The following is a 25405-nucleotide window of genomic DNA, read 5'->3' on the forward strand; positions in this document are numbered from 1 at the left end:
TGCCGCGGCATGAAACCGCGCAGACACGGGCCGTACGGTCCGGACGCACCCCCGCGCGCCCGGCGCCGATCTGTGATCGAGCCGCTGTGAGCAACCTGTGAGAGAGGCAAATGCGGTGCGTGGGTTGCCTGTTGAGAGCAAGCGCGGGAAATGGCCGCCCGGGTAGGTGGTGCCGTCGGGTCGGTGTGTGCCGTCAAAGCCGGCGTGTGCCGTCAGGGCCGGTATACGGTCCCGGGCTCCGGTGACGCGGGCGCCAGGAGCTGGGAGACCGTCACGATGGTGTAGCCGCGCCGGCGCAGGGAGTCGATGATGCCCGGCACGGCCGGCACGGTCCCCTTGTAGCGGTCGTGCAGCAGGATGATCCCGTCGCGCCGCGTCCCGTCCAGCACCCGCCGGGTGATCAGGGCGGTGTCCGTCGTTTCATAGTCCTTGGCCGTGACGCTCCACAGGACCTGGGCCAGGCCCAGCTTCCTCATCACCGCCGAGACGTCGTCGCCGGTCCGCCCCTGCGGCGGCCGCATCAGGACCGGGGCGCGGCCCGTGATGCGCCGCACATCGTCCTGTACGGGCTTCATTTCCGCCTCGATCTCCTCGGCACTCAATTCCGTGAGCACTTTGTGGGACCAGGTGTGGTTCGCTGTCTCGTGCCCTTCCTCCGCCATCCGCAGAACAGTGCCGGGATAGGTGTCCGTGTGCCCCTTTCCCTGGAGGAAGAAAGTCGCGTGTACTTTCTTCTCCTTCAGGATGTCGAGGAGTTTCGGCGTGGGTCTGCTCGGGCCGCCGTCAAAGGTGAGCGCGACACACTTCGCGACCGTGCAGTCGGGTCCTTCGCCTCTGTCGCCGCCGCTCTGCCGTGCTCCGGATTCCACGGCGGCCTCCCGGGCGTCATGCGGGGCCCGCACTCCGTGCAGGGTGGCGCACCCGCCGGTCAGGAGGAGCGAGACGCCGGTCGCGAGCGTGACGGCGGCCCGGGAGGCCGGCTTTCGAAGCCGCGTCACCGCACATCAGCAGCTCGTGCGCCCTGCCGCCCTCGCCGGTGGGCAGAGACGGCGACGGTCACGAGTACCGCACCGACTACCACCGAGAGCAGGTCACGCGCGCCGGGAAAGGCCCAGAGCACGGCGCCCAGCAGGGCCCACACCCGGTCCAGCAGCGGCAGTCCGCCGAGCGCCAGGAGCAGCAGTCCCGCGACGCCGCACAGCAGCGTCGTCGAATTGACGGTCCCGGTCGAGTTCTTTGTTTCCATGCCGTCGACCGTAGAAATCGACAGGGAAAAGGTAATCGGCAAAAAGAATGCAGCATGCCTGGCCGAATGAACAGAGCGCACCGATACCAATGAACAGGGCGCACCTATACTTTGGTATAGGAAATCGCCGCCAGTTCCCGTTCACGCGGATCCATGGGTACGGTCTCTCCGTGATCGATGTGAGACAGACCTGGCGGAGCCGTCCCGGGCTCGCGGAACTGGCCGTGGCCACGGCGGCCACGGCCCTGACCGTGCTCGTGGCCAGGGCGCAGCAGTCGGGTCTGACCGTCTATCCGCAGATCGGCGGAGACGCCCCGGCAAGCCTTCTCGAAGAGGTGCTGCCGTTTCACTGGGCGCTCACGGGACTCAGCGGCATACAGCCCTTCGCCTGGGCGCACACGGGATCCGGCAGCCTCGTACCCCTGCTCGCCTGCGCCGCGCTGGGGCTGCGGCGGCGCCACCCCGCCGGGCTGGCGGTGGCCCTGATCGTCCTCAGCACCGGCTGGCCTGTGGTGGTGCCCCTGCTGATCGCCCTGTTCACCGTCGCCACGACGTGCCCGGCCCGTACGACCTGGGCGGTCACCGCGGCCGCGCTCGTCCCGGTACCCGTGGCCCTGCTGCTCGCCCCGTATCCGCCCGGGCCGCTCAACCTGGCGACCGCGGTGTCGGCCGTCACCCTGGTCGCGGGCGCCGTCGGCTGGGGCCTGGTCGTCGTGGGCCTGCGGGAACGGGCGGTCCGCGCGGAGACGGAGGCGACACTGCGGACCGAGCAGGCGCGGCAGCACGCCCGGGAGGAGATCGCCCGGGAGATGCACGACGTGCTCGCGCACCGGCTGTCCCTGCTGTCCATGCACGCGGGCGCGCTGGAGTACGCCCCGGGGGCGCCGCCGGAACAGCTCGCCGAGGCCGTTGGCGTGATCCGGCACAGCGCCACCCGGGCCCTGGAGGACCTGCAGGACGTACTGAAGGTCCTGCGGGCCCCCGTCGTGGGCGACCACACCGAACCGCCCCAGCCCACGCACGCGGATGTGGCCCAGCTGATCGAGGAGTCCCGCGCCGCGGGCGTCGAGCTCCACCTGCGGCAACGGCTCGACGACCCGGCCACCATGTCGCCTGCGCTAGCCCGCACGGCCTACCGGCTGCTGCAGGAGGCCCTGACCAACCACCGCAAGCACGCACCCGGTGCCCCGGTGACCCTCACCCTTGAGGGCGGCCCGGAGACAGGATTGACCATCCGGGTGACGAACCCACTGGAACCGGCGGCGGCTGCCGGCCTGGTGCGGGACTCGGCGCGGGGGTTGGTACGGGATCCGGCGCGGGACTCGGTGCGAGACTCAGCGCCGGACTCGGTGCGGGGCCCGGTACGGGACTCGGCGCGAAGCCCGGTACGGGACTCGACGCCGGATCCCGGGCAGGGTCCGGCACAGGGCTCCGTACCGAACCCCGGACCCGGACCCGGCCCCGCACCGAACTCCGTACCGAAGTCCATCCCGAGCCCCGCACCAACCCCCGTACCAGGCTCCGGGCAGGGGCTCATCGGCATGCGGGAACGGGTCGACCTCGCGGGCGGCCGCCTGCGACACAGCACCACACCCACCGACTTCCACCTCGACGTCTGGCTGCCATGGACGGCCTGACTCCCCGCACGGACGGCGTGGCGCAGCAGCCGGACGACCCACCCCTCGGGACGGGCAGCCCTCGCCTTGGATCGGGCGGCCCAACCCCCGGGACCGACGGCCCACTCCCCGGAACCGACGGCGCAACCCCCGGGACCGACAGCCCACTCCCCGGAACCGACGGCGCAACCCCCGGGACCGACAGCCCACTCCCCAGGACGGGCGGCGCAACCCCCGGGACCGACAGCCCACTCCCCAGGACGGGCGGCGCAACCCCCGGGACGGGCGGCCCGATCCCCCGGATCCGGCTGCTCGTCGTCGACGACGACCCCCTCGTACGTGCCGGGCTGCGCCTCATGCTGTCGGCGGCCGACGACATCGACGTCGTCGCGGAGGCGGCCGACGGAGCCGACGTGCGCGCGCTCGTGGACGAGTACCGACCGGATCTCGTCCTCATGGACATCCGCATGCCGAGGATGGACGGTCTCGCGGCCACGGCGGCGCTCCGGCAGCGGCCCCGGCCTCCGCAGGTGCTGATCCTGACCACCTTCACCACCGACAGCTACGTGCTGCAGGCCCTGCGCGCCGGAGCGGCGGGATACGTCCTCAAGCACACGCCCCCGGCCCAGATCGTGGCGGCCGTGCGCAACGTCATGGCGGGAGAACCCGTACTGTCCTCGGCCGCGGTGAGGCAGCTGATCGACACCGTGACCGACCCCGCGGGCGTCCCCGGCCCCTCCCGCCACGAGGACCGGGAGAAGGCCCGGGCGATGCTGGACCGGCTCGGCGCCCGGGAACGGGAGGTCGCCCTCGCCGTCGCCGAGGGACGAACGAACGCGGAGATCGCCACGGCCTGCCACATGAGCCTGCCCACGGTGAAGGCCCACGTCTCGCACATCCTGACCAGACTCGACCTCAACAACCGTGTACAGATCGCGCTGTTGGTCTACCGGGCGGGCCTCGTCTGAGCGTTCCGCTTCGCGGGGGCGTGATGGAAGGCCGGAAGGCCGGGCGATCGAGCGCGGGGGCCGGTTCCGGGACCGGGTCGCACGGAGCTGGGGGAGGGAGTAGACATGGTGGCATGAGCGACAGTGATGCGCCTGGTGGGAGAGAGAGCCCGGGCATCAGGACGGACCCCGAGGCCGCTGCGGACACCGAAGCAGAAACCGCCGCGGCCCCCGATCCGAAAATCGCCCACGCGACTGCGACCGAAGCCGCCATCAACATCGACATCGACTTCGCGAAGGTCTTCCAGGCCCTGCCCAGCCCGGTCATGCTGCTCGCGCCCGACCTGACGATCATCGCCGCGAACCGGGCCTACGTGCAGGTCTCGGGCCGTGGGCTCGACGAGCTGATCGGCCGGTTCATCTTCGACGTGTTCCCCGACAGCCCCTCCGCAGAGGCCACCGGCGCCCGGACGCTGCGTACCTCGCTCGAACGGCTGCTGGCCACCGGCGAGCGGGACACCATGGCCCTGCAGAAGTACGACGTCGAGGTGCCCGACCGGCCGGGCGTGTTCGAGGAGCGCTACTGGAGCACGGTCAACATCCCGGTCCTCGACGCGGACGGGCGGGTGTCGCTCATCGCCCACCGCGTCGAGGAGGTCACGGCCCTGGTCCACGCCCGCCAGGCCGCCACCCGGACACCCGGCGCCCGGCACACCGCCCTCACCAGGCTCAGCCGCGAGGACGCGATGACCGCGGACCTCCTGACCCGCTCCCAGGAACTGCAGGAACTCAACGAGGAGCTGCGCAAGGCCCACGCCCGCACGCACGAGGTCGCCGTCACCCTGCAGCGCGCCATGCTGCCCGGCACCGCGCTGCCGCGGCACGACTTCGCCGCCGTCCGCTACCAGCCCGCGGCCAGCTTCCTCAACGTATGCGGGGACTGGTACGACCTGATCGACCTGGACGAGGACCGGCTGGCCGCGGCGGTCGGCGACGTCGTCGGGCACGGCCTTGAGGCGGCCGGGGTCATGGGCCAGCTGCGCAGCGCCCTGAGCGCCGCGATCCGCGCGACCGGGCGGCCGGCCGACGCGCTCGCGACCCTCGCCCAGCACGCGCACACCGTCGAGGGCGCGCTCGCCACGACAGTCGTCCAGGCCGTGATCGACCGGGCCGCCCACACGGTCACGTACAGCTGCGCGGGCCACCCGCCCCCGCTGCTGTCCCACCCCGACGGAACGGTCGAACTGCTCGACACGGCCACCGACCCGCCCCTGGCAGCCGGCGACGACACCGTCCCGCGCACCCAGGCGACGGTGTCCTACACCCCCGGCGCCACCCTCGTCCTCTACACCGACGGCCTGATCGAACGCCGGGGCGAAGACATCGACCGCGGCCTCCACCGCCTCACCCACAGCCTCAGACACCACCACGCCCTGCCCCCCGACCCCCTCGCGGACGCCATCCTCACCGACCTGGTCCCCGCCCCGCGCCGGGGCCCGGACGACGACACGGCACTGGTGGTGATCCGGCTGTGACGGGTCACTTCCCTCTCAGCCCAGTTGCTCGGCCAGTCCGACGATGACTCCCTCCGGGCCGCGGAGGTAGCAGAGCAGATAGCTGTCCTCGAACCGGGCGATCTCGCCGACGAGTTCGGCGCCGTGAGGGCGCAGGCGCGCGATGGTGTCCTCCAGGCCGTCGACGGCGAACATGACGCGGTGCGTGCCCAGAATGTTGTGCGGCTGGTTGCGCGGCCCGACGCCGATCGCCGCGGGGCTGCGGTACTTCGACAGTTCGAGCCGACTGTGACCGTCCGGGGTCCGGAGCATCGCGATGTCGCAGTGGACGCCGTCGAGCCCGGTGCACTGGTCGGCGACGAGGCCCTCGACCTCCCCCCTGCCCTCCAGCTCCATACCCAGTTCCACGAAGAACGCGACGGCGGCATCCATGTCCTCGACGACGATGCCGACATTGTCCATCCGCTGAATCGCCATGCTGCTCTCTCCTTCTTCCACGTGCGGCCGCTGCCGACCGCTGACGCCCCTGGGACGAAGCCGCCAACACATTCTCGACACCCGTGGACCGGCGGTGGCTTCGCTTGATCCAATGGTGGATGACATCGTTCTGGACAGGCACGCGGATACGGCTGCGCGGGATCGAGCCCGACGACTGGACCGCGTTCATGCGGTTCGGCGTGGACGAGGAGCGGTTGGGGGACGCGGTGTCTCCGCCCCGTTCCGTCGAGGGGCATCGGGCCTGGGCCAAGGAGCAGGCCGTGGCCGAGCCCGACGGGGACTGTTTTCGGCTGGCGATCGAGGCGCTCGACACCGGGGAGATGGTCGGCGCCGTCTCCTCCAACCAGGCCGATCCGCAGGCGGGGCGCTTCGAGTACGGCGTCACGGTCGGTGCGGATCATCGGCGCAAGGGCTACGCGGCGGAAGCCGTGGTGATGCTGCTGCGGTTCATGTTCGCCGAGCGGCGCTACCACAAGTGCGAAGCGCGGGTCTTCGCATACAACCAGGGGTCGTTGGCCCTCCATCACCGGCTCGGTTTCGTGGAGGAGGGGCGCCTCCGCGATCACGTGTTCCTCGCCGGCCGGCACCACGATCTCGTCCTCCTGGGCATACTCGCCGACGAGTTCACCCAACTGCACCCGTCGACCGAACCACCCCTCGGCACCTGAGCCACGCGGTCTTGCCCCCCGTGACGTCGGCGGTACGGTCGGCACCGCCCTCGGGACGGGCGCGTATCCGCCGGCCGCGGTGGTGACCCCGGTGCCGGTCGGCCAGTCCTCGTACGCCCGTCCTCCGTGGTGTGGTGGTCGCCGCCGGTGGTGCGCCCGGCGGCGACCACACCGCCCTGGCTCGCCACCCCCCGGTCGGCGGGCGCAGGGCACGGGGTCCCTCATGGGTCGCTGCGGCACGCGGGAGTGCGCCGTGGCGGGGTCCGCGAGGGACGCGTGGTCGGGGGACCGCCGCGAAAGGGCGGCGGGGATACGGAAGTTGTCGCGGCGGTGGAGAGCGCCTCGTCCTGACGCCCGGGGGACTTGGGGCGGATGCGCCCGGGGGACAAAAGGCGCGCGAGAAGCCGGCGAACGCGGCCTCGATGCTGTGACGGCTCCCGAAGAGCCTCACTCGTCACTGGGCTCCGAGCCTAGGCCCGGCCGCCTGTTCTGGATAGCCCCGCGTCCGTACGTCCCGTATGCCCGTACGGGCGCCGCGACCTGCGGGCCGGGCGGCACGCCATTGATCCCGACGCCCCGTTTACCCCGGCGGCTCCTGCTGTGATGATGCCGAGTCGGGGGATGACCGTCCCGCGGCCGGGGGAGGACCCGTATGACCGAGGTGTACTTGCGCAGACTGTCCCGGTGGCAGGCCGAGCAGCAGCGGGCCGCCGTCGCGGACGTGTACGTCACGGCGTACCGGGGCGCCGCGGGGGCCGAATACCGCGACCGCCAGGGCTTCCTGGACCGGTTCGAGCAGCATGTGCAGCGCACCGGCTTCGACATGATGGTCGCCGACGCGGGCGGGCTGGCCGGCTGCGCGTACGGGTTCCGGGTGGAGAGGACCGGCGAGTGGTGGTCCGACTTCCGCGGGGAACTGCCCACGGACATCGAGGAACTCACCGCCTCGGGCCGTACGTTCCTGATCGCCGAACTGATGGTGCTGCCGGCCCACCGCAGGAACGGCGTCGCGACCCTCCTGGGCGAACGGCTGCTGGCCCGGCTCGAAGCCGATCTGGTCGTCGCGGCCGTGGACCTGGAGCGACCCGGCAGCGGAGAGGCCGGTGACGGCGGCAGCCGCCCGGCGAACGCCGCCCAGGAGACCGTGCGCGCCTGGGGCTGGTCGAAGCTGGGTCTCCTCGCCCCCCACTCCCCGACGGCCGTCCGCGAGGTATGGATCCGCAGACCACTGCGGTGATCCGCGGCGGTCCGCGACGGTCCGCGGTGGACGGCAACGGTCCGGGGTGGACCACGACGGTTCGCTGCGGGCGCCGTCAGTGAGACGGGCGCGCGCCCGCCGCCGCGGCCTCCATCAGTGGCTCCGCGTCCGCCGCGTCGACCTCCGGGGGCACGACCAGCAGGTCCCAGCGGCCCCGGCCCGGACTGACCAGGCAGACGGTGTGCCGGCCGTGCGCCCCGGAGGCCCGGCTCAGCCGTACGACGTGGTTGGCGATGAGCATCCGGCCGGGCGACGCCGCCCACATCGCCGTGTTCACGGTGACGCCGGTGATCTGTCCCCACGTACGGGGCAAGGCGCCGATCAGCAGCGGGAGTTCGGCCAGCAGATCGCGCGAGTGGGGCCACCACGCCCCGTCGATACGGCGCGGCAGGGTGCTGTGCGGGGCCAGGCGGAGGCGGGCGAGGGGCTGCGAAGGCAGGGGTTCGAGGACGGGGACGGTGGTCATGGAGCGCTCCTGTCTGGGGCACGACTGCGGCGTACCGGCGGTTCGTTCGCGGCGGACGCGACGGACACGGCGGACCGCGCGACGGAACGGGCTCTCTTCTCCTGCGACTCGGTCGAGCCGGGTGACAGGTGGCTCCTTGGCCTCGATGCCGACGCGGAACGTGCGGTCAGGGTCGTGTGCCGCCCCGGCACTGGGGCTCGACCGGCGGACGTGAACGACTTCAACCGGCCATGGGGCGCGGACCCTGCCCCGGGCGCTGATCGGCCCGGCGTCGTCGTGCGCCGAGGACGAGACCGGTTCGATCACCGGTGTACGACATGCCCTCGGTTCCCCCACCGTACCTTGACCCCGGGCGAACGAGGCCGCCGAGACCGTACGGTTTGCGAGGTCCCGGCACGTCGAGTCGTCAGTCGACGCGGAAGCCCGCCTTGACCGTGTCGAACACCGGGCGGTACGTGTCCCATTGGGCTTCGGGTGCCGAGAGGTAGATGTCGTACTCCGTGCCGCCCTCCTCGCCGAAGCCGAAGTCGATGGCGCGGAAGCCGCGGACCTGGCCCTGGAAGGTGAACTCCCACACCGCCGCGGGCTTTCCCTGGAACGTGGTGCGCTGCATGCGCAGTTTCCGGTACGTCGAGTAGTTGAGCTTGGTGTTGGCCTCGATGTTCTGGAAGTGCGACTCGGGGTTCGCGCCCGCGGGGTTCACGGTGCCGATGGTCAGCTCGACCAGGCGCGACGGGTCGGTGTAGGTGACCTGTTCGGCGCTCGCCTTGTCGCCGCGCTTCCAGCCGTCCGGGACGGGGAAGGTGGCTCCCAGCACCTTCTCCCTGACCAGACGGAACCCCGCGGGGACGGGCGGCGGCTCGGACGCGGTGGGTGAGGTCGCCGCCGCCGAGCCCCCCTTGCTGCCGTGACCGCCGTCGTCGGACGTCATCGCGTAGAGCCCGCCCGCCACGGCCGCGGCGGCGAGCGTCACGGCCGCCGCGCTCCAGAGGAGGGGGCGGCGCTTGCGGCCCCCGCGGCCGACCCCGGCGTCATTGCCCCTGTCCCTGCCGCCGCTGGGAGCCGGCGTCACCCCCGAGCCCGGCACCGGTCCCGATCCGGATCCCGAGTCGGTGAGCGTGGCCCCGCCCGAAGTCACCGGTCCCGTCGGCCTCGTCGGTCCCGTCGCCGCCACAGTCGCCGTCGCCCTCCCTGGCGCGGCCGGCGCCCACGCGGCCTCCGTCGTGGCACTCGTGGTCGCGCCCGTCATCGCGCCCGGTGCCTCCGACGCCACGACCCGCAGCGCCCGTTCCGTCTCCTCCGCCGTCGGACGGTCGTCCGGGTCCTTGGCGAGCAGCATCTCGATGAGGGGTTCGAGCGGTCCGGCCTGCTTCATGGGGGCGAGCGGGTCGACGGCGATGGCGTACGCGGTCTCCATCGCGGTGGCCCTGCGGAACGGGGGCCGGCCCTCGACGGACTGGAAGAGGCTGGCGCCGAGCGCCCAGAGGTCGGCGGTGGGGCCGGGCTTGTGGCCCCTCATGCGCTCGGGCGCGATGTAGTCGATCGACCCGATGATCTCGCCGGTCTTGGTCAGCGTCGAGGTGCCGGTCGCCATGGCGATGCCGAAGTCGGTGAGGACGACACGGCCGTTCCCGCCCAGCAGCACGTTGCCGGGCTTCACATCGCGGTGCAGTACTCCGGCGGCGTGGGCGGCCCGCAGCGCGGCGATCATGCCGAGGCCGATCCGGGCGGCCTCGGCGGGCGGCAGGGCACCGCCGCCCTTGAGGAGCGCGCCGAGGGTGGTGCCGTGCACGTACTCCATGACGATGCACGGCAACCCCTCGTCGTCCAGGACGTCATGGACGACGACCACGTTCGGGTGAGCGATCCGGGCGGCGCTGCGGGCTTCCCTGCGGGTGCGTTCGTAGACGGTGGCGAGTTCGTCCTCGGAGAGGTGCTGCTGGGCGTGGAGCCGCTTGAGCGCGATCTCGCGGCTGAGGACCTCGTCCTCGGCACGCCACACGGTGCCCATGCCGCCGCGGCCGATCCGCTCGATCAACCGGTACCGCCCGGCGATCAACCGCCCCTCGTCCGACACAGCGCGCCTTTCGCCGACCCGACCCGATCCGAACCCGAACTCGAATCCGAGCCCGATCCCTGCGAACCGCTCCACGTTCGATTCGGATCGCCACGATAGTCGCCGCGGCAGCGGGGCACTGTGGCGCATGCCATGCCACCGTGCCCCGCGACCGGCCGGACCCCGGTCGGGACCCGGCCGGGACCCGTCGGATCAGACCCCCGCCGGAGCCGGCCCCACCAGTTCCGACAGCACGTCCTCCATCGTGACGAAGCCGAGGACCTTGCCCGACTCGCCGGTGACGGCGGCCAGGTGGCTGTCGTTGGCGCGCAGGGCGGTGAGGGTGTCGTCGAGCGGGGTGTCGATACGGACGCGCGTGACCGCGTGCAGCGCGGTACGCGGGAAGGGCCGGTCCCGGTCGGTGACGCCGAGGGTGTCCTTGATGTGGAGGTAGCCGAGGACCGTGCCGTCCTCGCCGGTCACCGGGAAGCGCGAGAAGCCGGCCTCGGCGGCGGCGCGCTCCAGCCGTGCCGGGGTGACGGTGTGTTCGACCGTACGCATCCGCTGGGCCGGCACGAGGATCTCGCCGACCGGGCGGGTGCCCAGCTCCAGGGCGTCGCGCAGCCGTTCGCCGTCCGCGGACGACAGCAGCCCGGCCTGGCTGGAGTCGACGACCATGCGGGCGAGCTGGTCGTCGGTGAAGACCGACTCCACCTCGTCCCTGGCCTCGACCCGCAGCAGCTTCAGCAGGACGTTGGCGAAGGCGTTGATACCGAAGATGACCGGCTTGACCGCGCGAGTGAGGGCCACCAGGGGCGGTCCGAGCAGCAGCGCGGCGGGAACGGGCGCGGCGAGCGCGATGTTCTTCGGGATCATCTCGCCGATCAGCATGTGCAGATACGTCGCCACGGTCAGCGCGATCACGAAGGCGATCGGGTGGACGAAGGCGTCCGGGACGCCTGCCGCGTCGAAGGCCGGCTCCAGCAGATGCGCGATGGCCGGCTCGGCGACCGCGCCCAGCACCAACGACGAGACGGTGATGCCGAGTTGGGCCGTCGCCATCATCGCGGAGATGTGCCTGAGGCCCCACAGGGTCATCCGGGCCCGCTTGTTGCCCTCCTGGGCGCGCGGTTCGATCTGGCTCCGGCGTACGGAGATCAGGGCGAACTCGGCGCCGACGAAGAACGCGTTGGTCACCAGCGTGAGGGCACCGATGGCCAGTTGGACGGTGGTCATCGTGCTCATCGGGACTCCTCCACGGTCTGACGGGCCGAGTCGCGGGCCGAGTCGGGATCGGCCCCGTGGACCGAGCCGGCAGCGGACCCGTGGGCCGAGTGGCGGGCCGGTTCGGTGATGCGGACGCGGTCGGCGCGGTGGTGCTCCACGTCGAGGACGTCGAGGCGCCACCCGTCGAGGTCCAGCGCGTCGCCCTCGGCCGGGATCCGGGCGAGCCGCGTGGCGACCAGCCCGGCGACGGTCTCGTACGGACCCTCCGGCGCCCGCAGGCCTATCCCGGCGAGCTCGTCGATCCGCACACTCCCGTCCGCCTCCCAGACCGCGCGGCCGTCGGGCGAGGCGGGGGCGGGCAGCAGGTCGGGCACCTCGACGGGGTCGTGCTCGTCGCGGACCTCGCCGACGACCTCCTCGACGATGTCCTCGACCGTCGCCACACCGGCCGTGCCGCCGTACTCGTCGATGACGACGGCCATGGTGCGGCTCGCCCGCATCCGCTCCAGGAGGCGGTCGGCGGGCAGGCTGTCGGGCACCAGGAGCGGGGCCGTGGCCAGCTCGGTGACGGGCGTGACGGCCCGCTTGTCCGGCTCCAGGGCCAGTACGTCACGGATGTGGACCGAGCCGACGACCTCGTCCAGGCTGTCGCGGTAGACCGGGAAGCGGGACAGTCCGGTCGCGTGGGTGAGGTTGGCGGCGTCGGCGGCCGTGGCGCGCGACTCCAGCGCCCGTACGTCGACGCGTGGGGTCATCACGTTCTCCGCGGTCAGCTCGCTCAGGTGCAGCGTGCGGACGAAGAGCTCCGCCGAGTCCGGTTCGAGGGCGCCCTGGGCGGCCGAGTGCTGGGCCAGCGCGACGAGCTCCTCGGGGCCGCGCGCGGAGGCCAGCTCCTCGGCGGGCTCCAGGCCCATGCGGCGCACGAAACGGTTCGCGGTGTTGTTGAGGTGGTGGATGAACGGGCCGAACGCGGCCGTGAACCCGCGCTGCGGGCCCGCGACCACCTTGGCGACGGCCAGCGGGCGGGAGATCGCCCAGTTCTTCGGCACCAGCTCGCCGATCACCATCAGGACGACGGTGGAGACGACCACACCGAGCACGGTCGCCACGGTCGAGGCGGCGCCGCCCAGGCCGGCCGATTCCAGGGGCCCCTTCAGCAGCACGGCGAGCGACGGCTCGGCGAGCATGCCGATCACCAGCGAGGTGACGGTGATGCCCAGCTGGGCGCCGGACAGCTGGAGGGTCAGCCGGCGTACGGCCTTCAGCGCGCCTTCGGCGCCCCGCTCGCCCGCCTCGGCGGCCCGCTCCAGGTCACCGCGCTCGACGGTGGTCAGCGAGAACTCGGCCGCCACGAACACGGCACAGGCGAGCGTGAGCAGCAGGGCGAGCAGGAGCAGCAGGATCTCGGTCACCGTGCCACCCCCGCCCCGTCACGCACATGTCTCGGGCCGGGAATGGCACGGCTGGTACTGGGAGGTTCACCCATCGCGGAACCTTCGCTCCTTCTCGCACTAAAGGTCGTATGACGCGCCCTGGCCGGACACGTCCCACCCAGTGTAAAGGAATCGCAAAGTAACGCGTCGGGGCGGCGAGGAGCGACACGGGCGGGTGGCCGAGAAGCCCCCGCGGAACCTTCCCGCGCCCGGAAAACACGTGTCGCCCCTGGACCACGGATGCCTACGGTGAGGCCGTGCACCAGCACCGAAGGCGCGACCGCAGACCGTCCGCCCGCCGGCGTTCCCGGCCGGCCGGCACCTCGGCGAGCCCTCCCTGCCCGGACCTCTCGGGAACCGCTGTCCTGCTCGTGGGGTACTTCTCCGCCAAGCAGAAGGACTTCGCCGTACGCATGGACACGGCGGCCGCCGACCTGTCGGCACGCGGCGCCCGGGTCGTGGGCCGTGTCGTTCAGCGCCGCGGCGTCTCGGACGGCGGGGTGAGGAGGATGACCCTCCCATACTCCTCCCGGACCCTGCTCGGTGTGTGTCGGGTGCGGGTCCGGTGGGGGCTGGTCGCGCAGTTCCCCGCGCCCCTGAAGGCGAAAGGCCGGGGCTGCGCCCGGCCTTTCGCCTTCAGGGGGCGGTAGCCCTTGCTTTTAAGGGGCGCGGGGAACTGCGCGCTCAGCCCCCACCCACCCGCAGCCAGAACTCAACCCGAACCGTCAGTCATTCACTCCCCCACCTCGATCTTCCCGTTGGCCTCCACCGCGACAGCACCCCGCTTCGGCGCAGTGATGCTCTTGAGCAACTCCGCAAGGTCAACCCCCGTAGTGGAGCTGAGGAGTTCGACCCCCTGGGCGACGTTGTCGGCGACAGTGCGGGACAACTGACTGGCACCATCCGTCGAGATCACCGTCATCTTGTCGATGGCACTGAGCGGCTCGGACGCCTTGGCGACAACCTGCGGCAGCACCTCGACAAGCATCTGCAGCACGGCCGCGTCGCCGTACTGGGCGAACGCGTCGGCCTTCTTGCGCATGGCCTCGGCCTCGGCCGCACCCTTCGCCCCGATCGCCGCGGCCTCCGCCTCACCCTCGATGCGTACGGCGTCGGCGAGCGCCGCGCGGTGCGCCTTCTCGCCCTCACCGGTCAGCCGGGAGCGCTGGGCGTCCGCCTCGGCCTCCTTGACCTGGGCGATACGCCGGGCCTCGGCCTCCTGCTCGGCCTGGTAGCGGGCGGCGTCGGCGGGCTTGCGGACCTTGGTGTCCAGCTCGCGGTCGGTCAGCGCGGCCTGCCGCTGGGCGACCTTCTCCTGCTCGGCGAGGACCTCCTGCGAGCGGGCGGCCTCGGCCAGCGGACCGGCCGCCGCGGCACGGGCCGCCGCCTCGTCCGTCTCGGCCTTGATCTCCGCCGTCTTGAGGGCGAACGTCCGCTGGGCGATCGCGATCTCCTCCTCGGCCTTCAGCCGGGCCTGCTCGGCGGCGCGCCGGGCCACCGCCTCGGCGATGTCCGCCTCCTGCTTGGCGCGGGCGGCCTCGGGCCGGCCGAGGTCCTCCAGGTAGGAGCCCTCGGTGGTGATGTCCTGGATCTGGAAGGCGTCGAGCACCAGGCCCTGCCCGGAGAGGCTCGCCTCGGCCTCCTCCGCGACCTGCCCGGCGAACGCGGCACGGTCCCGGATGATGTCCTCCACCGACATCCGGCCCACGATGGAACGCAGCGCGCCGGAGAGCACCTCCTGGGTGAAGCCGACGATGCCGTCCTGCTGCATCAGGAACCGCTGGGCCGCGGCGCGGATGGAGTCCTCGGTGCCGCCGACCTTGACGATGGCGACGCCTTCGAGGTTCGCCTTGACGCCGCGCAGCGTGACCGCGCCGCGCACCGAGATCGGGATGTGCCGCGAGGACAGGTCCAGGGTGAACTTCTGCTGAACGAACGGCACGACGAAGACACCGCCGCCGACCACGACCTTCTGGCCGCTGTTGTCGGTGAACACCCGGCCGGTGTCCGGGTCGGTGGACTTCTTGCCGCGCCGGCCGGTGACGATGAACGCCTGGCTGGGCCCGGCCACCTTGTAACGGGTGACGACGACGAGCGCGAGCAGCACGAGGAGTACGACGACTCCCACGACCGCGACGAGAACTGGACTCATGGTGCATTCCCCCCTGCCAGCCCCCGGGCGGCAGATCAGTACGAGTGGTACACGCGATACGGGTGTTACGAGCGATATAGGTGCTACAGGCGGTATGGGCGATACGGGCTACGGAACGGACAGGACCTCAGCGCTGCACCTGGCGGACCGCCACCGACGTCGGTGACAGCGACTCCTCGACCCAGATCTCGGCGCCCCGGGCCACCGGCTCGGGGCTCTTCGCCGCCAGCTTCACGGGCTGGCCCGCGAGATACACGAGCACCTCGCCGTAGCCCTCGGCCGGGATCGGTGTGACGACCGAGCCCGAACTGCCCACGAGATCGGTGCCGCGCGGAGTGGCGGACGGCTCGTCCCGCATCAGGGCCCGGCTGAACCGCCAGGTCAGCCAGCCCGCCCCGGCTCCCGCGCCGATGCCCACCGCGGTGGCGGGTCCGGCGCCGAGCCCGGTCGTGCCGAGCACCAGCGCCCCGCCGAAGCCGAGCATCGAGACGAACCCGGCGATGACCGGCAGCGAGAGCAGGCCGTCGAAGAGCCCGTCCAGGAAACCGGTCCCGCCGAAAAGCCCCTCCAGTACGCCGTCGAAGAGCAGCGTCAGGACCAGCAGGACGAGCCCCGCGATGCCGAGACCCAGAAACAGAGTCACCGGTCCACCTCCCCCACCTGCGCCGGTCACCTCGATCAACGGGCATTGTGCCAGCTTCGTACACGTGTGCACATTGCCGTGACCTGGCAGTCTTTATGCGCTCTTGACGCAGTGCCGACACCGTACGTGGCACTCGTGTTCGAGCGCTGCGCCGCCCTCCGGCATCAAGAACGCGTAAAGATTGCCGGAAACCGGCAATGCGCCGGACTCCCGTCCCGGGTCACGATGGTCCGGCAGAAACGGGGAGCACGGGGGACGGACATGGGGCCCCGGTGCCGGACACAACGTCGTGAGACGACCGGCACCGGGGCCCCATCTCTTGCCTCTCGACGATTTCCCTCCGAACGCGCTTCGGACTTCCCCCGAACCGTCCTCCGAACGCCCTCCGTGGTGAGGGGAGCCAGGATCACGCATGGACCTGCCGTGTTCCGGCAGTGAGCACATCCCCCTCGGGACCGCGCTCCGCCCGTATGCGCTAGAAAGGCGACAACGGCTCACCAGGAAAACGGGGATGCGGATGGCGGCGGGGCGGGACATACCCGAGGAGTACCTGGACGGGTATGGGCGCATCCTCGCGGACGCCTCCGCGACCGGCCGCCGGCTGACCCGCGACGAACTCGACTCCCGCCGGGTCCTGGGCGAACGGGCCGCCGAGGCGGGATACGGACTGCGCGCCCTCGTCGGCGCCCACCTGGCCGCCGCCCGCGTCCACTGGCCCGCCACGGCGGGGATGAGCACACTCGCCGCCGTCGAGCAGGCCGTCGACGCCTTCGCCGAGGGCTACGAGCGGGCCCAGCTCCTCGCCGTACGCCAGGAGGAGGCCGCACGCCGGGAGTTCATCGACGACCTGCTGCACGGCCGCAGCGACCTCGGTCTGCTGGCCGAACGCGCCGAACGCTTCGGGCTGCGCCTCTCGCACGCGCACGCCGTCGCCGTCGCCCAGGGGCAGGCCGCGTACGACGAGGGGGACGCCGTGCCCCGCGATGTGGAGCGCTCCCTGATCAGCCGGTTCGGCGACCGCAGCATCCTCGTGACCACCAAGGACGGGCGTCTGGTGTGCATCGCGCCCGGCGACCAGGACGACGTGCTCGACTTCTTCGCCAAGCAGGCGTACGCGGCCACCGACGGCGGGCGCGTCGCCATCGGCCGGTCCCAGCCGGGGCCCGGCGGGGTCGTCCAGTCGTACGAGGAGGCGCTGAACGCCCTCGACCTGGCCGACCGTCTGGAGTTCGACACACCCGTGCTGCGCGCCGCCGACCTGCTCGTCTACCCCGTGCTCACCCGGGACCGGCAGGCCATGGCAGACCTGGTCCTCAGTGCGCTCGGGCCGCTGCGCCAGGCCCGCGGCGGGGCGGAGCCGCTGCTCGACACCCTCACCGCGTACTTCGACTCCGGCTGCGTCGCCGCGGAAGCGGCCCGGCGGCTGTCGCTCAGCGTCCGCGCGCTCACCTACCGGCTGGACCGCATCCACACGCTCACCGGGGCGAATCCGGCCGATCCCGTGCACCGGTACACGCTGCAGACGGCGGTCATCGGGGCACGGCTGCTCGACTGGCCGGCGAAGGACTTCTAGTCGTCGCCGTATCCGCCGTCGTCGTCATCGTCGTCCCCATCGCCGTACTGCGGCGGCGGCTGCTCCTGTTCCTGCTGCTTCGGCGGTTCCTGCTCCTTCTCCTCCTCCGCCTTCTCCTCCTCGGTCTCGGCCGGGCTCGGTGTGACCGGCGCGGTTTCCGTGAGGGAGGGGGACGCGGGAGGCTCCGCGTTGACACCGGGTGCGGGTGTGGAGCCGGGCGTCCCGGTCCGGGCCACTGTCCCGGCGGCCGGCACCCCGGTGCTCTCGGGGCCGGCGGACGACGAACCGTCCTTCAACCCGTTCCCGGTCTCCGCCGAGGTGGTGTCCGGCGAGAACATCTTCATGCCGGCGAGCACGGCCAGCACGAACAGCACCGCACCGGCGAGGATGCCGAACACGCGCGGCCGACGACGGGCCATCGCACCGACCCCGCCGCCCGGCCTCCCCGCCGCACTCGCCCTGCCCCCGCCCGACCGCGCACGGCGCGACGGCGTGGAGGACGAGGAGTGCGAGGAGCGCGCGGAGTTGGCCGCGTGACCGGCGTGAGTGGCATGACCGGCGTGAGTGGCGCGGGCCTGGTGTGCGGAGCGGGCGGGCTGCGCCGGCTGAGGGGCGGTCGACGGAAGCCGGTACATCGTCGGAGACCCGGTCTCGGCGGAACCCGACTGCGGCGGCCGGGAGGCGTACGACGGTGACGCGGAGCGCGATGTGGACCTCGTGTCCGACGCCACGGGCAGCGGTTCGGCGAGCCCCCGCCACGCCCCGGTGCCGAACCAGTCCGCGACCTCCTGGGCCGTGGGCCGGTCCTCGGGCTGCTTGGCGAGGAGGCCGAGGAGGTAGTTCTCGAAGGCGGGCGGCAGTTGGACACCGCGCTCGCGGGGCGGCACCGGCGGCATGTCGATGTGCTGGTGCAGGGTGACCGTGGCGCTCTCGGCGTGGAACGGCGGGCGCCCGGTGAGGAGTTGATACAGCACGCAGCCCAGGGAGTAGACGTCGGAGGCGGCCGACGCCGGTCTCCCGAGGGCGCGTTCGGGAGCCAGATAGAGGCTGGTGCCGACGATCTGGCCGGCCGTGGTGAGCGCGGAGGACGGGTCGTCGACGAAGCGGGCGATGCCGAAGTCACCGATCTTCACGGTGCCCTGGGCGTCCGCGAGGAGGTTGCCGGGCTTGATGTCCCGGTGCACGATCCCTTCCCGGTGCGCGGCGGCGAGCCCGGCCGCGGCCTGGGCGGCGACGGTGGCGACCCGCTCGGTCCCCAGGCTGCCCGCCGCGGTCAGCTCCTGCGCGAGGCTCTGGCCCTCGACGAGTTCCATGACCAGGTAGAAGCGGTCGTCCCAGGCGCCGAAGTCGAACACGGCGACGACGTAGGGGTGGCTCAGCCGGGCCGCGGTCTGCGCCTCCAGCCGGAACCGCGCGGCCGCCGCGCTGTCGGCCTCGTCCCCGAGCAGCAGCTTGACCGCCACCTCACGCCCGAGAACCTCGTCGGTGGCCTGCCACACCTCCCCCATACCGCCGCGGCCAATGGATCCGTGCAACCGATACCGCTCCGCGACGAGCACCAGCGAATCATCCTCAACACAGCAGAAGGCCAACACGACGACCGCGAACGGCACTTCATGCGATGCAGAAGCGCAGATGGGGGGATCCGCAGCAGCGCTCAGCCTACCGACTCCGGCCCCCCACCAGCGCCCCGCAAGGGGCGCGGGGAACGGCGCGCTCAGCCCAAAACGACCTTCTGCCGACAACCGGCCGGACCCCCACCCTCCCAGGGGCGCGGGGAACTGCGCGACCAGCCCAACTCAACCCGCAGCAGACCCACTTGCCCCAGCCCGAACCATCACACAGTCGAACTCAACAACCCGCCCGGTGGCAGGCTCCCGAGTAACGGGATACATCCCGGTAACCCCGAACCCCGCAGCCTCATACGCGGCGATGGCCTCCCCCATCAGAGGACTCCCCTCGTACAACGCCAGCGCGGCAACCTCGGACTGCATCCCCACGAACTCGGAGATCCGCTCCCCCGCCCCGGCGAACACCTCCATGTCGAACCCCTGCGTGTCCATCTTCAAATAGGGCCGGGGATCCTCGACCCCCTCCAGCGCCTTCTGCATCACGTCGTCGAGCCGCCGGATCTCGATCTCCTCGGTACGCCCCTTGGCGAACCGCTTGTACCGCTCCTTGCCGTACTCGCTCGGCGGCAGCAGGGAGTTCATGGACTTCCAGTCGATGTGGATGGACTGCACGGCCTCCTCACGCCCGAGCGCGAAGTTGTAGACCTGCCAGTCGGGGTCGCTCTCGGCGGCCTGCCGCAGCTTCTCGAAGGTGACGGAGACCGGCTCGAAGGAGACGATGCGCCCCTTGTAGCCGAACCGCCGGAGCCCCTTCCCGTACTGCCCGATATTGGCCCCCACGTCGAACACGCAGTTCACGCGGTTCAGCTCCAGCAGCGCGGCCACATGCTGGGCACCGAGATAGTGGGCGGCCCCGAGCTGGAACTCACGCTCCGCTTCGGCCGACACGGCCTCGTCGAGGAGGAGCCGCGCCCCGGTGGCACCGAAGGGCACGCTCGTCGCCTTCCGCCCCTTGGCCCCGCGCCCCACCAGCCACGTATCGGAGCCCACGGAGGTGACGGCGTACCGCGCCTTGCCTTCGGTCACCAGATGGGCGCTCTGTCCCACAGGGACGCCGGTCCGATCACCCCGCCGGAACACGACGGCGGCGCCGGGGCCGAGATCGAGGACCTTCACACCTATGCGGGGAAGGAACGTGAGCAGTCTTCTGTAAAGCGTCTGCATCCTGCCAGCCTCGCAGAAGACGCCTTGGATTCACCGGCTCTTTACGGAACAAGTTTTCGTGCGTGCTGGGTCGCGTGCCCGTCCAGTTCGTACGCCACGCGGATCAGCGGAACGTGCGTGAACGCCTGGGGGAAATTGCCCAGCTGGCGGCGGGCGAGTGGGTCGTACTCCTCGGCCAGGAGGCCCACGTCGTTGCGCAGGAGCAGAAGGCGTTCGAAGAGCCGGCGGGCGTCGTCCTCGCGACCGGTCAGGAGCAGGGCGTCCGCGAGCCAGAAGGAGCAGGCGAGGAAGGCTCCCTCGCCGCCGGTGAGGCCGTCGGGGGACTCGGCCCCGCCGGTGCCCGTGGCTCCCCCCGCGCCCGTCGAGTAGCGGCTGACCAGGCCGTCCTCGGTCGCGAGTTCGCGTTCCACGGCGGCGACCGTGCCGATCACGCGCGGGTCGTCCGGCGGCAGGAAGCCGGTCCCCGGGATGAGCAGCAGCGCGGCGTCGAGCGCGCGGGAGCCGTAGGACTGGGTGAAGGTGGCGCGGGCCGGGTCGAAGCCCCGCTCGCAGACCTCCTGGTGGATACGGTCCCGGACCTCGCGCCAGTGCACGACGGGCCCCGGGCGCCCGTGCTCCTCGACCAGGCGGACCGCCCGGTCGAAGGCCACCCAGCACATGATCTTGGAGTGGACATGGTGGCGGGGTTCGCCGCGCGTCTCCCACAGGCCCTGGTCGGGGCGGGACCACACCTCCTCCAGATGGTCGAGCAGGGTCTGCTGGAGCGAGAGGAGATGCCGTTCGGGACGCAGCCCGCAGCGCAGGGTGAGGGCGAGGGTCTCCATCAACTCGCCCGGCACGTCCAGCTGTTGCTGGGCGGCGGCGCCGTTGCCGATCCGTACCGGGCGGGAGTTCTCGTACCCGGCGAGCCAGTCGGCCGTCCACTCGGTCAGCCGGCGTTCGCCGCCGATGCCGTACATGATCTGGATGTCCTTGGGGCGGCCCGCCACCGCCCGTTCCAGCCAGCCGCGCCAGGCCTGTGCCTCGGCGGTGAAGCCGCTGCGCAGCAGGGCCTCCAGGGTCATTCCGGCGTCGCGCAGCCAGCAGTAGCGGTAGTCCCAGTTGCGGACGCCGCCGGGCTGTTCGGGGAGGGAGGTGGTGGGGGCGGCGACGATGCCGCCGGTCGGCTCGTAGGTGAGGGCCTTGAGGGTGATGAGGGAACGGACGACCGCGTCACGGTAGGTGCCGTCGTACGAGAAGGGGCGCAGCCACTGTTTCCAGTACTCCTCGGTGCGGCGCAGCGCGTCGAAGGGGTCCACGGTGTCGGGGGCGGGCAGGTGGGAGGGCTGCCAGGTCAGGACGGAGGGGATCCGTTCGCCCGCGGTGACGGTGAAGTCGGCGGTGTGGGCCTCGCCCTGTCCGGTCAGCGCGACGGGCGTGGTCAGCCACACCGACTCCGGGCCCGCGATGCCCGTCAGCTGCCCGTCCACCCGGTGCATCCAGGGCACGACGCTGCCGTACTCGAAGCGCAGCCGCAGGTCCATGCGCAGGTCGACCGTGCCGGAGTGGCCCTCGACGATGCGTACGACGCTGGGGGCGCCGTCGCGGCGCGGCATGAAGTCGACGACGGTGGCCCGGCCGGTGGCGGTCTCCCACTCGGTCTCCAGGACGAGGGAGTCGCCGCGGTAGCGGCGGCGGACCGTCACGCCCGTGCCCGTGTCGGCGTCCACCGGGGCGATCCGCCAGCGGCCGTTGTTCTCGTCGCCCAGCAGCGCCGCGAAACAGGCGGGTGAGTCGAAGCGCGGCAGGCACAGCCAGTCGAGGCTGCCGTCACGCCCCACGAGTGCGGCGGTGAGCAGGTCTCCGACGAGGGCGTAGTCCTCGATCCTTCCCGGCATGGTGCCAGTGTCCGCGCGGCCGGGGGCGGGGGCATCTCGAACGGGCGGAATGCCTCACCCGGTCGGACCGGTGCGCTGGTGGGCCCTGACGGCGGGTGGTGCGGTGAGGTGGAGTTCCCCCGCCCGCAGGAGCCGTAGGAGGCATTCCGCGATGACCCGTCCGCCCGGCCCGACCGCCCCACCGCGCCCGCTCCGCCCCTCCCGTCGTCGTACGGTGCCCGCTCTCGTCCCGGCCCTGGCGGCGGCCGCGCTGCTGACGACGGCCGGGTGCTCGGCCGTCGGCGGCGCCGGTTCCGGGGCGGCGCCGAAGGACGACGCGGCGGCCTCCGCCTCGCCCGTGGCCGGGCAGCTCCCCTCGCCGTCCCCGTCGGTCACGGTCGCCCCCACGCTCACCGAGGCGCAGGTGAAGTCGGCGCTGATCTCCAACAAGGACCTGGGCAAGGGCTGGAAGCCGACCCAGGGCGGGGCGACCTGGCGGGACGCGCTGCTCAAGGGCAGGACGGACCTGCCCGACTGCCAGCGGCTGCTCGACGGCCTGTACGCGGAGGACCTGCTGGGCGAACCGGCCGGGGCCCGCGCGGTCAGGGGCCTGGACGACACCGACGACGGGGCGCAGGTGCGCTACCAGGTCGGGGCGTACGACCGGGCGGCGCTGGACGCGTCGCTGGAGTGGCTGAAGGCCGTGCCGGGGAAGTGCGGCGAGTTCACGGCCACGGACGTCAAGGGCGGGGAGCTGACCGTCCTGGTCACCGCCACTGCCCTGCCCGGCGTGGGCGAGGCCCGCGAGAACCTGCGGGTGAAGGTGTACGGCGAATTGGGCGGCTCGTCTTCCGTACTCACCCTGGACTTCGCCGCCGTACGGGTCGGCGACAGTGCCCTCTCCCTCACCAACGGCGGCCTCGACGGCGTCGACGCGAACTCCACCCGGCAGGCCGCCCAGCTCGGCACGCAGCGCCTCCAGGACGTACTGGCCGGAAAGAAGCCGGCGGCCCGGCCGGCGACCGAGGAGGGCTGAGAGTCCGGGGCGCGCTCGGGGCCGCCCGTCATCGCCGGCCGGCCCGGTCGGTGAGGTATCGCTCGACCGGTCCCAGGGTGAGCAGTCCGCTGCCCGCGCCCGCGAGTTCGGCGGCGGCCGGGCGCAGGCGGGTGCGGGCGCGTTCCAGTACGGCCCGGTCGTCGAGGCGGAGTGCGGCTTCGGCCTCCAGGGCGCTGTAGGCCTCGTACAGGAGGTCGTGCGGAGGCTCCGGAAGGGCGCGCAGGGCGGTACGGGCCTCGGTGTGACGGCCCTCGGCGATCAGGATGAACGGCTCGGCCCAGGGCCGGTGCGGGCCCCAGTCCGCCCGCGGGTCCGCGTCCGCGTCCGGTTCCGGTTCCGGCGGGAGCCCGTGGGCCAGGCGCAGACAGAGGAGTGCGAGCGGGAGGAGGCCGCGTTCCAGGCCGGGCATGCCGGCGCCGTGGAGGCGGGCGGCGGCGGCACGGTAGGCGGACTCGGCCCGCTCCTGCTGCCCGGTCGCGCTGAGCCGCAGGGCTCCGTACCACTCGGTGAAGACCCCCACCAGCGGCAGTTCGTGGCGTTCGGCGAGGCGGTCCGCGGCGGCCGCGTGGGTGTCCGCGGCGGCGAAGTCGGCGAGGGCTGCGCGGGACTGGAGGCGGATGAGGTGGCCGAGGACCTCGTAGGTCACCAGGCCGTGGCGCGCGGCCAGTTCGACGAGTTCCGCGCCGATCGCGTCCCGTCGTGGGGCGAGGCCCGCCCGGGTGAAGGACTGCATGAACGCGCCGTTCAGGGCGAAGGCGAGCAGCGCGGGGTCGTCGAGGCGGCGGGCGAGCGCCTCGGCCTCGCGGGCGGCCTCGGGGCCGCGCGGGCCGGTCGCTCCGCGGGTCTCCAGGGCGACGGTGGCGAGCAGACGGCAGCGGGCCGTGTCGTGCGGGCCCGTCGGCAGCGCGGTGAGCGTGCGTTCCGCCACGGCCACGATGTGCCGGGCCGCGGCCGGGTCGTCGGCGCGGGTCCAGATCGCCGGGACGTCGTACGCGCCGATGACGCGGGCCGTCAGTTCCGGGTCCGCGAACTCCTCGGCCGCGGTGACCGCGGCCGTGCGGTGCCGGCGGGCTTCCGCCAGGCCGTCGCCGCCTGTGACCGCGAGGTTCCGGATCAGACCGACGGTGGATTCGAGCCGTGCGCGGGCGCCTCCGGCGACTGCGCGGTCGTAGGCCTTGGCGGCCTGGGTCCATAACTGGGCTGTTGTGGGTTGTGTTTTGTCTGCGGGTGCGTGGGGGCTGGGTGCGCAGTTCCCCGCGCCCCTGGGTGGGTGGGGGTGGGCGGGGTCATGCTGCGGAGCCGTCCCGGGTTGTAGGTCCAGGCCCGGGGCCTGGGTGAGGATGTCCGATTCCAGGTGGCGTAGGTGGGGGCCGGGGTCCAGGCCCAGTTGGTTGATCAGGACTTCTCTGGCTCGGCGGAGTACGGCGAGGGCGTCGCCCTGGCGGTGTTGGCGGTAGAGGGACAGGGCCAGCAGGCGCCAGGCGTCCTCGCGCCAGGGGTGGTCGGTGAGGTGGGCGTCGAGGTCGGGGACCGCGTCGGCGGGGCGGCCGAGGGCGAGGTGGGCCTCGGCGCGCCGTTCCACGGCCTGGAGGCGGAGTTCGGCGAGGCGGGCCCGTTCGCCGCGGGACCAGTCCTCGTCCGCGAACTCGGCGTAGGCGGGGCCCCGCCACCAGCCGAGGGCCTCGTCCAGGGTGGCGAGGGCCTGCGGGGCGGGCAGGCCGGCCGCGGTGGCGAGTGCCGTCTCGAAGCGCCACGCGTCCACCGTGTCCGGCTCGGTCCGCAGGGCGTATCCGGGCCCGTCGGTGACGAGCAGCCGGGCCGGGGCCCGCGGCGGACGCTCCGGCTCCAGTACGCGGCGCAGCGCGGCCACAAATGTCTGGACGGCTCCCACGGCACCGGGCGGCGGATCCGCCCACAGGTCCTCGACCAGCCGGGCGACGGGTACGACCCGGCGGCGGGCCACGATCAGCCGAGCCAGCACGGCCCGGTGCCGCGGCCCCTTCAACGCGAGCGCGTCCCCGTCCACGGTGTCGCCGAAGGCGACCGTCGGCCCGAGCACCCCGAACACAACCCGCACGCCAACCTCTCCCCTCCAGCAACCCCCATCCCAAGCTACGCCGCCCCCACCCACTGACCAGCCACTGATTCACACCCACCAGGCTCAAAGAGTCCGGCACCCACCTACTCAGGGGCGCGGGGGCTGCGAGCCATGCGGCTCAGCCGCGCCCCTTCAGGGGCGCGGGGAACTGCGCGCTCAGCCCAATCGAACCCGCACCCACCCAGGGGCGCGGGGAACTGCGCGACAAGCCCCCACCGGACCCGCAGACAACACACCACGCCCAGCCCCACCCCCCAGGGGCGCGGGGAACTGCGCACCCAGCCCCCCACCCACCCGCAGAC

Annotated in this window: 21 protein-coding genes; 8 read left to right on the forward strand and 13 right to left on the reverse strand. The window is 72.4% G+C overall.

Annotation, left to right across the window (positions count from 1 at the left end; genetic code table 11):
* Nucleotides 1-212: 212 nt before the first annotated feature.
* Together ACFWXQ_RS29725 and ACFWXQ_RS29730 are read right to left on the reverse strand one after the other, a co-directional pair.
* Nucleotides 213-998 (reverse strand): polysaccharide deacetylase family protein, encoded by a 786-nt coding sequence (locus ACFWXQ_RS29725; RefSeq protein ID WP_383935186.1) that lies wholly within the window; start codon nucleotides 996-998, stop codon nucleotides 213-215.
* Nucleotides 995-1246, reverse strand: a complete 252-nt coding sequence (locus tag ACFWXQ_RS29730; protein WP_383935185.1) for a hypothetical protein — start codon at nucleotides 1244-1246, stop codon at nucleotides 995-997. The genes ACFWXQ_RS29725 and ACFWXQ_RS29730 overlap by 4 nt, the downstream gene beginning before the upstream one ends.
* A gap of 170 nt (nucleotides 1247-1416) precedes the next feature.
* On the opposite strand from ACFWXQ_RS29730, the gene ACFWXQ_RS29735 reads away from it, so the two are divergent.
* The 3 genes from ACFWXQ_RS29735 (at nucleotide 1417) to ACFWXQ_RS29745 (ending at nucleotide 5344) form a co-directional block, all read left to right on the forward strand.
* A complete protein-coding gene (locus ACFWXQ_RS29735) occupies nucleotides 1417-2883 on the forward strand; it encodes a histidine kinase (protein WP_383935183.1) in 1467 nt (488 codons plus the stop codon).
* Between the two features lie 335 nt (nucleotides 2884-3218).
* Nucleotides 3219-3830: a response regulator gene (locus ACFWXQ_RS29740; protein WP_383935465.1), complete on the forward strand. Its 612-nt coding sequence runs from the start codon at nucleotides 3219-3221 to the stop codon at nucleotides 3828-3830.
* Nucleotides 3831-3943: 113 nt separating this feature from the next.
* Entirely contained in the window at nucleotides 3944-5344 is a 1401-nt protein-coding gene (locus ACFWXQ_RS29745; RefSeq protein WP_383935181.1) for a PP2C family protein-serine/threonine phosphatase, read from the forward strand.
* A gap of 15 nt (nucleotides 5345-5359) precedes the next feature.
* Here ACFWXQ_RS29745 and ACFWXQ_RS29750 read toward each other — a convergent pair whose 3' ends face one another.
* Nucleotides 5360-5800, reverse strand: coding sequence for a VOC family protein (locus tag ACFWXQ_RS29750; RefSeq protein WP_383935179.1), 441 nt, complete (start codon nucleotides 5798-5800; stop codon nucleotides 5360-5362).
* 119 nt (nucleotides 5801-5919) lie between these two features.
* Between ACFWXQ_RS29750 and ACFWXQ_RS29755 the strand changes: the two genes are divergently transcribed.
* Both ACFWXQ_RS29755 and ACFWXQ_RS29760 read left to right on the forward strand, forming a co-directional pair.
* Nucleotides 5920-6489: a GNAT family N-acetyltransferase gene (locus ACFWXQ_RS29755; RefSeq protein ID WP_383935177.1), complete on the forward strand. Its 570-nt coding sequence runs from the start codon at nucleotides 5920-5922 to the stop codon at nucleotides 6487-6489.
* A gap of 652 nt (nucleotides 6490-7141) precedes the next feature.
* Nucleotides 7142-7726, forward strand: a complete 585-nt coding sequence (locus tag ACFWXQ_RS29760; protein ID WP_383935175.1) for a hypothetical protein — start codon at nucleotides 7142-7144, stop codon at nucleotides 7724-7726.
* Nucleotides 7727-7802: 76 nt separating this feature from the next.
* Here the strand turns inward: ACFWXQ_RS29760 and ACFWXQ_RS29765 are convergent, their stop codons facing one another.
* The 4 genes from ACFWXQ_RS29765 to ACFWXQ_RS29780 form a co-directional block, all read right to left on the reverse strand.
* The gene (locus tag ACFWXQ_RS29765; protein WP_383935174.1) at nucleotides 7803-8213 is read right to left on the reverse strand and encodes a DUF5994 family protein; all 411 of its coding nucleotides are present in this window, start codon (nucleotides 8211-8213) and stop codon (nucleotides 7803-7805) included.
* A gap of 406 nt (nucleotides 8214-8619) precedes the next feature.
* Nucleotides 8620-10290, reverse strand: coding sequence for a protein kinase (locus ACFWXQ_RS29770; protein WP_383935172.1), 1671 nt, complete (start codon nucleotides 10288-10290; stop codon nucleotides 8620-8622).
* A gap of 192 nt (nucleotides 10291-10482) precedes the next feature.
* Entirely contained in the window at nucleotides 10483-11505 is a 1023-nt protein-coding gene (locus ACFWXQ_RS29775; RefSeq protein WP_383935463.1) for a hemolysin family protein, read from the reverse strand.
* Between the two features lie 5 nt (nucleotides 11506-11510).
* A complete protein-coding gene (locus tag ACFWXQ_RS29780; protein ID WP_383935170.1) occupies nucleotides 11511-12908 on the reverse strand; it encodes a hemolysin family protein in 1398 nt (465 codons plus the stop codon).
* Between the two features lie 278 nt (nucleotides 12909-13186).
* Between ACFWXQ_RS29780 and ACFWXQ_RS29785 the strand changes: the two genes are divergently transcribed.
* A complete protein-coding gene (locus ACFWXQ_RS29785; protein WP_386269541.1) occupies nucleotides 13187-13579 on the forward strand; it encodes a hypothetical protein in 393 nt (130 codons plus the stop codon).
* A gap of 83 nt (nucleotides 13580-13662) precedes the next feature.
* On the opposite strand, the gene ACFWXQ_RS29790 is transcribed toward ACFWXQ_RS29785, so the two are convergent.
* A complete protein-coding gene (locus ACFWXQ_RS29790) occupies nucleotides 13663-15081 on the reverse strand; it encodes a flotillin family protein (protein WP_383941651.1) in 1419 nt (472 codons plus the stop codon).
* 127 nt (nucleotides 15082-15208) lie between these two features.
* Nucleotides 15209-15724: a hypothetical protein gene (locus tag ACFWXQ_RS29795; RefSeq protein ID WP_383941654.1), complete on the reverse strand. Its 516-nt coding sequence runs from the start codon at nucleotides 15722-15724 to the stop codon at nucleotides 15209-15211.
* A 511-nt stretch (nucleotides 15725-16235) separates the two neighbouring features.
* On the opposite strand from ACFWXQ_RS29795, the gene ACFWXQ_RS29800 reads away from it, so the two are divergent.
* Nucleotides 16236-17297, forward strand: a complete 1062-nt coding sequence (locus ACFWXQ_RS29800; protein WP_383941657.1) for a PucR family transcriptional regulator — start codon at nucleotides 16236-16238, stop codon at nucleotides 17295-17297.
* Here ACFWXQ_RS29800 and ACFWXQ_RS29805 read toward each other — a convergent pair.
* The 3 genes from ACFWXQ_RS29805 to ACFWXQ_RS29815 form a co-directional block, all read right to left on the reverse strand.
* Complete coding sequence (locus ACFWXQ_RS29805) at nucleotides 17294-18805, reverse strand: protein kinase (protein WP_383941730.1); 1512 nt, start codon at nucleotides 18803-18805, stop codon at nucleotides 17294-17296. The two genes, ACFWXQ_RS29800 and ACFWXQ_RS29805, sit on opposite strands and share 4 nt — an antisense overlap.
* A gap of 291 nt (nucleotides 18806-19096) precedes the next feature.
* The gene (locus tag ACFWXQ_RS29810; protein WP_383941660.1) at nucleotides 19097-20092 is read right to left on the reverse strand and encodes an FkbM family methyltransferase; all 996 of its coding nucleotides are present in this window, start codon (nucleotides 20090-20092) and stop codon (nucleotides 19097-19099) included.
* A gap of 41 nt (nucleotides 20093-20133) precedes the next feature.
* Nucleotides 20134-21969 (reverse strand): glycoside hydrolase family 15 protein, encoded by a 1836-nt coding sequence (locus tag ACFWXQ_RS29815; RefSeq protein ID WP_383941662.1) that lies wholly within the window; start codon nucleotides 21967-21969, stop codon nucleotides 20134-20136.
* 151 nt (nucleotides 21970-22120) lie between these two features.
* Here ACFWXQ_RS29815 and ACFWXQ_RS29820 point away from each other — a divergent pair, with 151 nt between their 5' ends.
* Nucleotides 22121-22984 carry a hypothetical protein gene (locus tag ACFWXQ_RS29820; RefSeq protein WP_383941665.1) on the forward strand — a complete coding sequence of 288 codons (864 nt, stop codon included), beginning with the start codon at nucleotides 22121-22123 and terminating at the stop codon, nucleotides 22982-22984.
* Nucleotides 22985-23012: 28 nt separating this feature from the next.
* On the opposite strand, the gene ACFWXQ_RS29825 is transcribed toward ACFWXQ_RS29820, so the two are convergent.
* Nucleotides 23013-25082 (reverse strand): BTAD domain-containing putative transcriptional regulator, encoded by a 2070-nt coding sequence (locus tag ACFWXQ_RS29825; RefSeq protein ID WP_383941668.1) that lies wholly within the window; start codon nucleotides 25080-25082, stop codon nucleotides 23013-23015.
* Nucleotides 25083-25405 lie beyond the last annotated feature (323 nt).

This window comes from Streptomyces sp. NPDC058697, assembly GCF_042715345.1.
In the GTDB taxonomy this organism is placed as follows: domain Bacteria; phylum Actinomycetota; class Actinomycetes; order Streptomycetales; family Streptomycetaceae; genus Streptomyces; species Streptomyces liliifuscus.

Coding starts and splice junctions, on each gene's coding strand:
- ACFWXQ_RS29730 (WP_383935185.1), bottom strand. CDS start 1,246: ATGGAAACAAAGAACTCGACCGGGACCGTCAATTCGACGACGCTGCTG.
- ACFWXQ_RS29740 (WP_383935465.1), top strand. CDS start 3,219: ATGCTGTCGGCGGCCGACGACATCGACGTCGTCGCGGAGGCGGCCGAC.
- ACFWXQ_RS29745 (WP_383935181.1), top strand. CDS start 3,944: ATGAGCGACAGTGATGCGCCTGGTGGGAGAGAGAGCCCGGGCATCAGG.
- ACFWXQ_RS29750 (WP_383935179.1), bottom strand. CDS start 5,800: ATGGCGATTCAGCGGATGGACAATGTCGGCATCGTCGTCGAGGACATG.
- ACFWXQ_RS29755 (WP_383935177.1), top strand. CDS start 5,920: ATGACATCGTTCTGGACAGGCACGCGGATACGGCTGCGCGGGATCGAG.
- ACFWXQ_RS29760 (WP_383935175.1), top strand. CDS start 7,142: ATGACCGAGGTGTACTTGCGCAGACTGTCCCGGTGGCAGGCCGAGCAG.
- ACFWXQ_RS29765 (WP_383935174.1), bottom strand. CDS start 8,213: ATGACCACCGTCCCCGTCCTCGAACCCCTGCCTTCGCAGCCCCTCGCC.
- ACFWXQ_RS29775 (WP_383935463.1), bottom strand. CDS start 11,505: ATGACCACCGTCCAACTGGCCATCGGTGCCCTCACGCTGGTGACCAAC.
- ACFWXQ_RS29790 (WP_383941651.1), bottom strand. CDS start 15,081: ATGAGTCCAGTTCTCGTCGCGGTCGTGGGAGTCGTCGTACTCCTCGTG.
- ACFWXQ_RS29800 (WP_383941657.1), top strand. CDS start 16,236: ATGCGGATGGCGGCGGGGCGGGACATACCCGAGGAGTACCTGGACGGG.
- ACFWXQ_RS29805 (WP_383941730.1), bottom strand. CDS start 18,805: ATGGGGGAGGTGTGGCAGGCCACCGACGAGGTTCTCGGGCGTGAGGTG.
- ACFWXQ_RS29810 (WP_383941660.1), bottom strand. CDS start 20,092: ATGCAGACGCTTTACAGAAGACTGCTCACGTTCCTTCCCCGCATAGGT.
- ACFWXQ_RS29815 (WP_383941662.1), bottom strand. CDS start 21,969: ATGCCGGGAAGGATCGAGGACTACGCCCTCGTCGGAGACCTGCTCACC.
- ACFWXQ_RS29820 (WP_383941665.1), top strand. CDS start 22,121: ATGACCCGTCCGCCCGGCCCGACCGCCCCACCGCGCCCGCTCCGCCCC.